At 64.0% G+C, this 12,073-nt stretch carries 12 protein-coding genes; 2 read left to right on the top strand and 10 right to left on the bottom strand.

The window, feature by feature from the left end:
• Positions 1–84: 84 nt before the first annotated feature.
• The 8 genes from HWX53_RS24180 to pssA form a co-directional block, all read right to left on the bottom strand.
• Entirely contained in the window at positions 85–1,632 is a 1,548-nt protein-coding gene (locus HWX53_RS24180; RefSeq protein WP_279612507.1) for a filamentous hemagglutinin N-terminal domain-containing protein, read from the bottom strand.
• Between the two features lie 447 nt (positions 1,633–2,079).
• Positions 2,080–2,763, bottom strand: a complete 684-nt coding sequence (locus HWX53_RS24185) for a response regulator transcription factor (protein WP_175945667.1) — start codon at positions 2,761–2,763, stop codon at positions 2,080–2,082.
• Between the two features lie 66 nt (positions 2,764–2,829).
• A complete protein-coding gene (locus HWX53_RS24190; RefSeq protein ID WP_175945669.1) occupies positions 2,830–3,507 on the bottom strand; it encodes a response regulator transcription factor in 678 nt (225 codons plus the stop codon).
• A 445-nt stretch (positions 3,508–3,952) separates the two neighbouring features.
• Positions 3,953–6,292: an EAL domain-containing protein gene (locus HWX53_RS24195; RefSeq protein WP_175945671.1), complete on the bottom strand. Its 2,340-nt coding sequence runs from the start codon at positions 6,290–6,292 to the stop codon at positions 3,953–3,955.
• A 1-nt stretch (position 6,293) separates the two neighbouring features.
• Positions 6,294–6,905 carry a methylamine utilization protein gene (locus HWX53_RS24200; protein ID WP_175945673.1) on the bottom strand — a complete coding sequence of 204 codons (612 nt, stop codon included), beginning with the start codon at positions 6,903–6,905 and terminating at the stop codon, positions 6,294–6,296.
• Complete coding sequence (locus HWX53_RS24205; protein ID WP_175945675.1) at positions 6,902–7,342, bottom strand: group 1 truncated hemoglobin; 441 nt, start codon at positions 7,340–7,342, stop codon at positions 6,902–6,904. The genes HWX53_RS24200 and HWX53_RS24205 overlap by 4 nt, the downstream gene beginning before the upstream one ends.
• Positions 7,342–8,262: a DUF3034 family protein gene (locus HWX53_RS24210; RefSeq protein WP_241270119.1), complete on the bottom strand. Its 921-nt coding sequence runs from the start codon at positions 8,260–8,262 to the stop codon at positions 7,342–7,344. Before HWX53_RS24210 ends, HWX53_RS24205 begins: the two co-directional genes overlap by 1 nt.
• A gap of 174 nt (positions 8,263–8,436) precedes the next feature.
• On the bottom strand, positions 8,437–9,045 hold the full coding sequence (gene pssA / locus HWX53_RS24215) for a CDP-diacylglycerol--serine O-phosphatidyltransferase (RefSeq protein WP_175945677.1): 609 nt from the start codon (positions 9,043–9,045) through the stop codon (positions 8,437–8,439).
• A 169-nt stretch (positions 9,046–9,214) separates the two neighbouring features.
• Here pssA and HWX53_RS24220 point away from each other — a divergent pair, with 169 nt between their 5' ends.
• Together HWX53_RS24220 and HWX53_RS24225 are read left to right on the top strand one after the other, a co-directional pair.
• Positions 9,215–9,730 (top strand): MerR family transcriptional regulator, encoded by a 516-nt coding sequence (locus HWX53_RS24220; protein ID WP_175945679.1) that lies wholly within the window; start codon positions 9,215–9,217, stop codon positions 9,728–9,730.
• On the top strand, positions 9,727–11,280 hold the full coding sequence (locus HWX53_RS24225) for an MFS transporter (RefSeq protein ID WP_175945681.1): 1,554 nt from the start codon (positions 9,727–9,729) through the stop codon (positions 11,278–11,280). The genes HWX53_RS24220 and HWX53_RS24225 overlap by 4 nt, the downstream gene beginning before the upstream one ends.
• A gap of 13 nt (positions 11,281–11,293) precedes the next feature.
• Here the strand turns inward: HWX53_RS24225 and HWX53_RS24230 are convergent, their stop codons facing one another.
• Both HWX53_RS24230 and HWX53_RS24235 read right to left on the bottom strand, forming a co-directional pair.
• Positions 11,294–11,635, bottom strand: a complete 342-nt coding sequence (locus HWX53_RS24230) for a GFA family protein (protein ID WP_175945683.1) — start codon at positions 11,633–11,635, stop codon at positions 11,294–11,296.
• Entirely contained in the window at positions 11,632–12,045 is a 414-nt protein-coding gene (locus HWX53_RS24235) for an ester cyclase (protein ID WP_175945685.1), read from the bottom strand. The genes HWX53_RS24230 and HWX53_RS24235 overlap by 4 nt, the downstream gene beginning before the upstream one ends.
• Positions 12,046–12,073: the final 28 nt, after the last annotated feature.

Here is a 12,073-nt window from a genome sequence, read left to right on the forward strand (position 1 = left end):
CATGAAAAAGCCCGGCTCGAAAGCCGGGCTCAGGTACTACGTGACACTCACGACGAGCGTGCTACCTGCCCGTCGTGGGCATCGTCAGGGACGAACGGCTGCTTTGTCCGCGCTCGGGTTGGCGAGAACCGCCATGCCCTGCTTGAGCCAGCCATGCGACTTCACGACGTACGGCTTGCCGTCCTTCACGCCGCTCTCCGTGTAGAAGTACTCACGCGTCTGCATGTTCACCGACAGATCCGCCTTCGTCTGCTTCTTCTCGTCCTCGAACGTGTAGTGCTTCACGCCGTCGGCGCCATCGCGGTACTGCATGTGACGCGAGAGCGCGCCCGCGCGAGTCATGAGATCGACATCGGCCGTATCCGTGGTCAGGTCGATCGACACTTGCTGCACGGTCGCGTCTGCCCAGAAAGCCGCATCGCCCAGTTCCAGCGTCAGCGGTTGCGCTTCGTCCAGATACATGTGCATCGCGTTCTCGTAGATCAGATACGACAGACCGCCCGCCAGGCCGATACCGCCGACCACAGCCGCCACCGTGCCGGCCGACGAGCTGCCGCCCGAACTGCCGTGGGCATCGGTGTTGCCACCGTTGTCCGTGCCGTTGCCGTTGCCGCCGTTATTGGCACCGTTGTCACCGCCGTTGGTGCCGCCGTTGTCAGTGCCGTTGTGGTCCTTGTTGCCACCACCCGTATGGATGATGTCGCCGTTGTCGATCACGTTGACCGTGCCGTTGCCGTCGGTGTTGAACGTGCCGTTGGTGTCGATCACGCCCTGACCGTTGGTCGAATTGCCCGAGATGTTGGTCGTGCCGTTGTCCGTGGTGTTGATCGTGCCGCTGTTCTCGACGAGCGCGTTGGCCGTCGCGTTGGTCAGCGTGAGTTGAATGCCTTGGCCGTTCGGCAGCGCAACCGTCGCGCTATCGCCCGCGGCGAGCACCACTTGCCCGCCTTGCGCCGTGTTGATCGAACCGGTGTTACGGACTTGATCGCCCACGAGCGTCACGTAACCTTGCGCCTGAATCGAGCCGTCGTTCTGAACGCTCGCATTCGTGCCCGTCGAGCTCAGTTGCAGCGGGCCGCCCGCCATGAACGCGTCGGGATTGATCGCCTTCGTCGTCGCCAAGAGCGAGCCGACGTTGACCACCGAGCCCTTGCCGAACAGCACGCCGTTGGCGTTCTGAATCAGCACTTGACCGTTGGCCAAGAGGGAACCTTGAATGTTCGATGCCCCGCCGCTCGTCACACGGTTGAGCGCCTGCGACTGCGCGTTCGGCTGATTGAACTGCACCGTGTTGCCGGCGCCGACGTTAAACGAGTTCCAGTCGATCACGGCGCGTTGCGTGCCCTGATTGATGGTCATCGTGTTGCTGTTCTGCGAGATGCTCGCCTGACCTGCCGTGACCTGGCCGCCGGTCGGCAACGCTTGCGCGAAGCTCACGCCGGGCTGCGTCGCGAGAACGGCGGCGGCGAATGCCGTCATCGCCGAGACGACGCGAAACGCGCTTTCGACCGAGACAGCGCCCGAAGCCGTGCCTTCGCCCGGCGCCTTGCCCTGGCTGACCACGTCTTCCGCTACTGCTACCAACATGCCGAGTCGTTTGCTGAAGACGCGACGAAACCGATTCTTGTTCATGAGAGAAACAGAGAGATGAGAGAGATGAGACGTTCCGCGTTGATGGTCAACAGCGGTCCAATGCGCTCAGCGCGATACACATGGAAATTGCGGGAAGGGCTGAGCGCCTTGGCAATCTGAATTCGGCGCAGCCTTCGCGGCCTGCTGGCCGGTCGCGGCGTGGGACTGACTCGCGTCACGCTTCGTTGATCGAAGTCAACTCGCTGACTGCGCAGGCCCGACCAACCTCACCGAATCCACAAAACGAATGGTAGGAACCGGGGCCTTCGGGCCATATAGAAGAACTTCGAATCTCGGACGAAGCGTGAAGAGCGGGCCGCGAACGGCCCGTCGTATAAGGCGCGACCCGTGCGACGCGCGCGCGAAGAAAGCGATTTTGGGATTGCTCCTAGCCGCAAGACGGGCGTCAACGGCTACGGGCGCGCCTTCGCATGACCGGCGGCAGCGCTAGATGGCGCGGACGGCGCGCGCTGCGCCAGAGCGGTCCAGCGACAAGCCGCGGTCCGCTGCGAAGCGATGCAGATCCGCTTGGCGCGAAAAGCCAAGTTGCTTGCACGCCTTGACGCGCCGGGCGCTGATCGTGCTCTTGCCGAGACTGAAGAGCCGCGCCGTCTCGACGACGCCCATGCCGCACAGCATGAGGCCCGTCACTTCCATTTGCCACTTCGTGAGCGTCGCGAAGCGCCGAAAGTCCGGCTCAGCGTTGAACTGCGCGAGCGCGCGCTCGGCCACCGGCGAGCGATAGTGCTTGCCCATCGCCAGTTCGCGCACCGCGTTGAGCACCACGGACATCTCTTCGCGCTTGTTCACGATGCCGGCGACATCGCGCTGAACCAGCGTCCCGACGAGGAACGGATCGTCGAACTCGCTGTAGACGAGAACCGGCAAGTGCGGATATCTCGCCGACATGGAAGACAGAAAGCGCCAGCCGTCGAGCGTGCCGCCGGTCGGCATGGAATAGTCCGTGACGACGACATCGCAATGCGCGCGTTCGAGCAGCGCCATCAATTCCGTAGGATGACTAACTGCTCCGGCGACTTCGATACCGGCGCGTTCCAATGCGTTACGCAGTCCACAGACAACGAGTGGGTGATCGTCGACGATTGCGACGCTGATGCGCTTCTTCAGCATTATTTTTATCCTCAATGAAACGGGGCGGTCTCAATGCCCCGTTGTTACAGCCACCAACCACGGTTGTCATGCGGGCCGAAGCTCGCTTCCCGCCGTGGAACGATCCAGCCACAAGCCATGCCCGACCGCGAAGCGGTACATCTCCGACTCTCCCGAGAAACCGAGCCGCCTGCACGCTTCGCTGCGCTGCGCGCTGATGGTGTTGACGCGCCGGTCCAACAGACGCGCCGTCTCGCAAACGGTGAGGCCGCACAGCATGAGGCCCGTCACTTCCATCTGACGGCGCGTGAGCGCCATGAAGCGCTTGTAATGCGGCAGTGCGCAGAAGCGTTCCAGCGACGCGCTGGCGATGGGCGACAGATAACGTTCGCCTCGCGCGAGACTGCGCACTGCGGCCAGCACTTCTTGCATCTCGTCACGCTTGCTCACGATGCCGGCGACGCCGCGCTGCACCAGACTGCCGACGAGAAACGGGTCGTCGAATTCCGTATAGACGAGCACGCGCGTGTCCGGAAACTGGCTCGATACGGAAGCGAGAAAACGCCAACCGTCGAGCGCCTGATCGCCCGGCATCGAGTAGTCCGCGACGACGACATCGCAGGGCGCGTCGTGCAGTAGTTTCAACAGGTGCGCCGGACTGGTGACCGCGCCCATCACATCGAAGTCCGCGCCCTCCAGCGTCTTTTGAAGTCCGTACAGCACGAGCGGATGATCGTCGACGACGGCGATTTTTGTCTTTCCCATCCCAAATCTCCTGACAGGCCGAGTGAGGCCTCTCCATCAACTGGCTCGCGCAGGTTTCAACCGTTAGCCCGATTGCTCGGCGAGCGTCGCAGCCACGCGAAGCGCGCGCTGCGAGGTCGTCACGGCGATACGGCGGAAGCGTCTTGTATCGACGTTATCTATACATCCATGTTGTCGTGACTTGCATCGAACGATAAAGGCGCGGGAATTCTGGTCATATAGAACGATGTTGAAAACCCTGTCCCCTTATTGGCGGCGACAAGAGGCGGCCTTCCCGCGGGCTTGCAGGCATTGAGTCGCGTGATATGGCGGAGGTTGCGCGAAGCGCGCGCACGCGAATGATCGACAGACGCGAAGCCCGCCGTCCATAGAGAGAGTTCTAAACCGTCGACGCGTCATGCCCGATGCTTATTCATCGTTATGGCGGGCATGGCGCTGAAGCGCTTCAGGCAGGCAGCGACGGTTCCGGTTCGACGCCGCTTTGCATGCGCCAGCCTTCGAGCCAATCGACGAGTTTCGCGGGCGGCAGCGGCCGGCTCAGGTGAAAGCCTTGTGCAAGATCGCAACCGAGCGCGCGCAGGCGCTGCATGGTGACTTCGTCTTCGACGCCTTCCGCGACAACCTTCAAGCCCATGTTATGCCCGAGGTCGATGGTCGATCGCACGATGGTCTCGTCGTCCTTGTGATGCGTCATGTTCATCACGAACGACTTGTCGATCTTGAGCTCGTCCACCGGCATGCGCTTCAGATAGGTGAGCGACGAATACCCCGTGCCGAAGTCGTCGATGGACAAACACACGCCGAGCGCATGCAGCCGGTCGAGCGTCTCGATGGCGTGGTTCGGGTCGTCCATGATCGCGCTCTCGGTGATCTCGATGCGAATCCACTGCGGCGCGACGCCGTGCCGGTCGAGCAGGCTCTGGAACGTCTCCGGCAGCGTCGACTGAATCAACTCGCGCGCCGACACGTTCACGGACACAGCGAGCTCGATGCCTTGCGCCTGCCACGCCGCGCATTGCGCAATAGCCTTGTCCGCGACCCAGCGCGACACGGTCTTGATATAGCCGGTCTGCTCGGCGAACGGGATGAACTGATCCGGCGCGATGAACCCGCGCGTCGGATGGTCCCAGCGCACGAGCGCCTCGACATATTGCACGCGATGCGTCGCCAGATCGATCTTCGGCTGATAGTAGAGCGTGAGTTGATCCTGCTCGACGGCCTGCCGCAGTTCGCTCATGAGCGATAGGCGTTCCGCGCTGTTCTCGTCGTGGCGCTCGTCGTAGAGCGCATGGCCGAGGTTCGCGCGCTTGGCCACGTACATCGCGATATCGGCGCGGCGCAAGAGCACGTTCATGTCGCTGCCGTTGTCCGGATACGCGACGATGCCGATGCTCGCGCCCACATCGACGAGTTGCCCTTCGATCATGATCGGCTCTTCGAGCGCGCGAAGCATGCGCGCGGCGATCGCGCGCGCCGCTGGCAGATCGTCGGCGGGCAGCAGCACGGCGAACTCGTCGCCGCCCAGACGCGCGACCGTATCTTCGGGACGCTGCAATGTGGCGCGCAGGCGCTGCGCGACTTCGCACAGCAGCATGTCGCCGATAGGATGCCCGAGCGTGTCGTTCACCAGCTTGAAGCGGTCGAGGTCCATCATCATCACGGACAACGCGCGGCCTTCCGTGCGCGCCGCCACGATCGCTTCTTGCAGCCGGTCGTTGAAGAGCGCGCGATTCGGCAAGCCGGTGAGCCGGTCCATGTAGGCGAGTTCGGTGATACGCCGCTCGCGCTCGACAATGCCTTCCTGCATCTGATTGAACGCGCTCGCCAGTTCGCCGATTTCGTCCTGATGGCGCACGGCGATCGGCGCGCTGTAATCGCCGTGCCCAACGCGCCGCGAGAACTGAGCGAGCGCCGCGAGCGGACGCGTGACCGAGCGCGCGGTGAGCATGCTGCCCGCAATCGAAACGATCACGCCGAGTATCGTGATGAGCACGAGCGCGGACTGAAGCCGGTGAAACGGCGCAAGCGCCTGACTGAGCGAACGTTCCAGCAACACCGCGACGGTCTGCCCTTCCGAATGCAGATGAAGCACGCGCGTCGCGTAGCCATCCTCGGCGAGTTGCGCCTGATTCTTGAGGCCTGCCCGCGCCGCTTCGGGCAGCGAACTCGCGAGCACGCCCCAGGCGCCGCGCTGGTCCACGGTCAGGAACGACACATCGAGCGATGTCAAAGAACTCATCTCGCGGGCAAGAGCGTCGTCGATCGCGAAGCCCATCACCACCCACGCGATGACAATCGGCGCCTTCACCGGCACCGCGACGAGCTGATACGCCTTGCCGCCGATCATGCCGAAGGACGACGCATCGCCCTTTTGCGCCACCGTCTTGATGAGATGCGGGAACGGGAACGCCGCGCCCTGATGCGCCGCGCCGCCGCTGTCGGCAACGAGCGTGCCGTCGAGATCGACGAGCATCACGATATCCGCGTGAATGCGGTCGCCGTGATTCTGCAACGCGGAAGCGACGGTCTTGCTGTCGTGCGTCGCGACCGCCTCGCGAAAGCCGAAGTCGGACGCCGCGACGCTCGCCGCCTGCGTCAACTGCTGGCTGTTGCCGCGCAGCACTTGCCCGAAGACGCGCTCGGCCACCGACAATTGCTCCTCGGCGTTCTGGTGCGCGTTATTCAGAATCACCGAATTGATGACGACGTACGCCGCCGCCTGCGCGACGAGCATCAGCAACACGAACACCAGCGCGATGCGCGCCCGCAGGCTGTGCAGGCGCATGCTATTCGGCGGCCTTCAGTTGCAGCGAGAACTTCGCCGTCGCGTCCGAAGCCGCGCTCAACTTCTGCGTGGGCTGCGCGTTCGCATCGGCCTGGTGGAAATGCCACGCGGTCAGCTTGTACGTATCGGCGGGCAGGTTGTCGATGGTGGCCGCGCCTTTCGCGTCGGTTTTCGCGAAATACGGCGTATCGACGATCAGCAGATACGCGACCATCGCATCGTGGATATTGCAGCCCATCACGACGAGGCCGGGTTTGTCGAACACGACCGGCGTGCCCGGAATGCCGTGGTACAGGTTCAACTCGAAGCGCTTGGCCGGCGAGAACGAATAGACATCGTGCTCGATGTTGTCCTTGTTCGGAAACGTGACCGATGCGCCCGTCTGCACCACGGACACGAGCGGCACGAAGCGGCGCTTGACCTGATCGATGACCGCGCTGGCCGGCTTCGTCGCGGGCAGCTTGCCGCTCGCGGGCACCGCATACACAATGGCGTCCGGCACGGGCGCGCCCGCCTGATCGACGACTTGCAGGTGAACGCTCGCCGCGTGCGCGCAGGCCGCAATGAGCGCTATCGCCGACAGCAGGGAAGAGATAACGAGGCGGGGTGTCATTCGCGGTCCTGTACGTCGCGGTACATGGGCGCCAGCTTCGCGAGCAGCTTGTTCTGCGCGCGAAACGGCACGCCGTTCTTGTCCATCGCGGCCTGCAAGTCTTCGACGAGCGCGTTGAACGCGGCACGGTCGATGTTCTGGCCTTCGTGCGTGCGCCGCATCGGGCGGCCGGTGTATTCGCACGGGCCGCTCAGCAGCACGCAGAACTGCTCGACGAGCTTGGTCTTGATGCGCTTGATGGGCGCGTTCTCGAAGTAAGGCGCGGTGCGCGGATCGGCGAGCACGTTGTCGTACAGATCGTCGACGATTCGCGTGAGTCCTGCCTGTTCCCCGAACTGGCGATACAGCGTGTCGTCGGCGGCGTGAGCGGTGCCGCTCAGAGCCGCGAACGCGCAGACGGCGAGCGCCACGCCGCGAAGGATCATCGTCGTTTTCATCAAAACCCCGCCTGCAACGAAACGTACGGCCCGCGCTGATTCTTGATCGTCGCGATATCGCCGAGCGCGACATACGCCGCCGTCAGCGAAATGTGCTTGTTCGGCGCCCACGCGATGAACGCGTCGTACGCGTCCTGCTCGCGCGCGAACGAGAGATTGTTCGGCTTCATGCGATATTCGCCGCCAATGGCGACGTTCTTCGTCAGCAGATACGCCACCGACGATTCGAATTCCGGGTGATACGCGTTCGACTTGTCGCCGCCGAAGCCCAGCAAGCCGAACTGATTGGCCTTGGTGAAGCGCAAGGTGCCGTTGAGCAGCAGGCTTTGCGCGAGCAGCAGCTTGGTCGCCGACAGATAGAAGTCCGTTCCCGAATTGCTCGCCGCGCCGATCGCCTTCAGCACGCCGCCCTCTTCGTTGTGCTTGAACTGCACGCCGGCCGCGATCTGCGGCAGCCACGTGTCCTGATCGAGCACGGCGTCGCCGAGCAGGCGCACTTTCACGCCGAAGATGTTCTGATTGAACGTGTAGTTCTCGCCGAGGCCGAGCTTTGCGCCGGCTTCGCGCGTGTCGAACCGCTGGCGCGCGAGCGACAGTTCCACGCGGTTCGCCACGCCGACCGTCAGGCCCCACGTGCCGAGCGCGTAGTCCTGCGTGTGGAGATAGGTGCCGTGAACGTTCGCGCCGAGCTGGCGCGCGGTGCCGTAGCCGCCGATGACGGCCCAAGGCGCGAGGCCGCCGCCGGCCGCGCCTTCGACTTGCGATACGCCGCCCGTCAGCAGCAGCTTGCCGCCGGTGAGGGGCACGGCTGGGGCGTCAGATGCGTCGTCGGCGCGCGCTAACGTCGGAATGGACCCGAGGCCGGCGCATGCGCACGCGATGGCGCAGACGAGGCTCGCAGTCTTGTGGATGAATCGCATTGCGTGGATGAGCTCGTGAGACGGGTTCGTCAGAAACCCGTCGGCCGCGCGGGGAATGCCGCGTGCAAAGCGCGGCGAGCCTCGGCGTCTGGGCGGCGCTCACCGGTGCGGGGGCGCCTTTCATCCACGTGTAAACGGCGGTGCAGAGCGAAACTTGATAGACGCGGCGCGACGCTAGGGCTTCGGGATCCGGATACGGCTGATCATCAGCGAGCCGGAGAGCGCGTAGACGAGCACGAGCGGATGCAGCGTGAAGCCCGCGATGCGCCATTCGCCGAACCACATATTCGGCCCGAGCGCGCCGAACCACGCCGCCACCGCAAGCATCAGCACGATGGCGAACGATGTCGGGATAGGCGTGCCCTCGAAGTGCGTGACCTTGCCAGTGCCGCCCGACATTTCCTCAGTCGTCACGTTGTAGCGCGCGAGCCGCGACACGCCGCAGGCGACGAAGTACGCCAGCACCACGCGGTCGTACAGGCCGCGCATGCCGAACCCATAGCCGATGATGGCGGGCGCGACGCCGAACGAAATCACGTCCGCGAGCGAATCCAGTTCCTTGCCAAGCAGCGACGCCTTTTGACGCCAGCGCGCGATGCGGCCGTCGAGCACGTCGAACACCAGCGCCGCGAACACCAGCGCGCACGCGAGATAGATGTGCAGGACCTCCGCGTCGTCGATATAGCTCATCGTCGAGAAAAGCGCGCCCGTGCCGCAGATCGCGTTGCCCAGCGTGAACCAGTCGGCCAGGTGGAAATCCCGGATCATCGAAAAGCGTTTCATGCCTTTTTGTCTTTGCTGTATGTCGGTCATTTGCGTCGCGGAAAGCCTCGGAGTCGGGTCAAGTCTATCATCGCGCCCTCTTTCGGACGGGCCTGCGCGAACCTAAACGTGGACGTACAGGTCCGCGCTATAATCCGCGGCACGTCTCCCATCACGGGCGCTCGCCGTCATGTCTTCCAGCAAACCCGCGCTGCTCACCATTCGCGACGCCGCCGAGCGTCTGAACGTCACGCCTCGCACGCTCAAGTACTACGAGGAACGCGGGCTCGTCGCGCCGAGCCGCAGCGTTGGCCGTTACCGGCTCTACAGCGAACAGGACCTCGAACGGTTCGCGCGCATCTTGCGGCTGCGTTCGCTCGGCTTCTCGTTGCAAGGCATCGTCGAATTGCTGAAGCGGCCGGTCGAGCCCATCGGCGACGGACGCAAAGGCTATTCCAGCGAATCGCTGCGCGAGATCGAAGCGGCGCTCGCGCAGCAGGTGGAGGCGCTCGACGCGCGCATCGCCGGGGTCCGGCGCGAGTTGAAAGAGGCGCAGGCCGTGCGCGCCGAACTGAGCGACGACCTCGACTACATCCGGCGGCGCATCGCCGGCGAAAAGCAGGAAACGCTCTTTCAGGAACGGCTGGCCGCGCGGGAGCGGCGCAAAGCCGGGGGCAGCGAGGGCAGCGAGGACGCCGCCGAATGACCGCCGTGCCGCTTGCGCGAAGCTCGTTCGCGTCGCGCCTTCTCGACGACGCCTTTCCGTGGGCCATCGCGCTCGCCACCGGCCTCGACTACTTCGACAACGCGGTCTTTTCCTTATTCACGAGCTATATCGCGGGCGGCATCAACGCATCGGCGGACGAGCTCGTGTGGGCATCGAGCGCATATGCCGTCGCCTCGGTGCTCGGCATTCTCCAGCAGCAATGGTGGATCGAGCGGCTCGGCTACCGGCGTTACGTCGGCGGATGCCTGCTGCTGTTCGCGGCGGGCGCAGTGGCGGCAGTCGCGTCGGAATCGTCGCTGGAACTGGCGTTCGCGCGTGGGTTTCAGGGCTACTTCATCGGCCCGATGATGAGCGCGTGCCGCATCCTCATCCAGACGCAGATCACGCCGCAACGGCGAGCGACTGCAGTGCGCTACTTCCTCGTCATGATCCTGCTCGGCAGCGGACTCGCGCCGCTGATCGGCGGATATTTCGTCGCGTGGCTCGGCTGGCGCGCGCTCTTCGCATGCGGCGCGGCGGGCGGCGTGGCGATGGGCGCGTTCGCGTTGCTCGCGGTTCCGCATACGGGCCACGTCGAGCGCGAGCGGCGCGGCGAGGCGCACTTCTGGCCGTACATCATCTTCGCGTTCGCGCAGGGCGCGTTGCAGATCGTGATGCAGCAAGTGCGCTTCGAACTGTTCAGCACGTCGCCCGAACTGATCGTGCTGACGGCGGCCGGGCTGCTGTCGCTCGGCTGGTTCGTGTGGCATCAGTGGCATCATCCGCAGCCGCTGCTTCGGCTGCATGCGCTGCGCGAGAAGACCTTTCGCGCGGGCATCACGCTCTACATCGCGTTCTATTACGTCAGCAACGCGATGAGTTATCTCGTCTCGCGCTTTCTCGAAGGCGGGCTGCGCTATCCGGTGGAGAACGCGGGGCGGCTCGTCGGGCTTTCGTCGCTGTTTTCGGTCGTGATGGCGTTGGTCTATTTCCGCTTTTCGGCGCGCATGAAGCACAAGAAATGGATGATCGTGCCGGGCTTTCTGCTGGCCGCGTTCGTCGGCTTATGGATGTCGAGCATGCCGCCCGATGTCAGCATGCAGTGGCTCATCGCGCCGCTCGTGCTGCGCGGCCTGTTGCTGCTTTTCATCGCGCTGCCGGTGGCGAACGTGACGTTTCGCCTCTTTGCCATCGAGGAATTCAATCACGGCTACCGCTTCAAGAACATCGTCAAGCAACTGACGTATTCGTTCTCGACCGCGACGATGATCATTCTCGAGCAGCATCGCATGGCCGTGCACGAGTCGCGGCTCGCGGAATCCGTGAGCGCGTTCAATCCGCTATTTCAGAACACGTACGAAAAATTGACCGGCGGCTTCGAGGCGCTCGGCTACAGCGCGGCGCAGGCGAAGAGCCTGGCGCTCGCGGAAGTGGGACGCATCGTCACGCAACAGGCGAGCTTTCTGAGTTCGCTCGATGGCTTCTACTTTCTGATCGGCGTGGCGCTCTGCGCGAGCGTGGTCGCGGTGTCGCAAAAGCAGATCGATTGATCGCTTGCATCGGCTAATCGGCGGCCTCGCCGCCTTGATACACGCGCGCGCCGGCGACGGCTTCGCGCGGCATCATCCGCGTATTGATGCCCATGACCGGGCGATTCACGTCCACGGCGCGCCAGTGCGTGAGGCATCCGCACGAAGCGCAACGATGAAATTCCAGCCTGCGCGGGCCCCACATGTAGACATCAGTTGGGCCGCAATCGGGCGCGAAGCGCACAGCCGGCAACGGGTAGTACGCCCATCGCGCGCCGTAGCGGCGGCAAAGCGAACACTGGCAGTCGTTGATTTCGGCCGGCGCGGCATCGAGCGTGAAGCGAATGGCGCCGCAATGGCAGGAAGCGTCGATCATGGCAATCGCGCTGCGGTTCGGAGTTGCGCTTCGATTGCGGCTTTATCGATCACGGACCACACCTGCGCGACCTTGCGCTCGCGGAATTCGTAGAACACGTTCTCCGCGAAAGACACGCGCCTGCCGTCGATGCGCAGGCCCATGAAGTCCTGCTTCGGCGTGCAGTCGAACCAGAGGCGGCTCGCGACGAAAGGCGGATCGGCGGCGAGAAGGCGGATATCGAAGCGAAGATTCGGAATCTGCGCAAAGTCGCGTTCGAGCATCGCGCGATAGCCGGCGAGCCCGATGGACTGGCCGTTGTGGATGACGTCATCGTGAACGAACGCGCCGAGCATCGGCCAGTTCTGCTCGTTCAGACACGCGATGTAGTCGCGGTAGATCTCTGCCAGGCCGCTGCGTTCCGTTTGCATGGCAAGCCTCATCGCGGTGACTTAATGC

The sequence above is a fragment of the Caballeronia sp. BCC1704 genome (assembly GCF_902833455.1).
Taxonomy (GTDB): Bacteria; Pseudomonadota; Gammaproteobacteria; order Burkholderiales; family Burkholderiaceae; genus Caballeronia.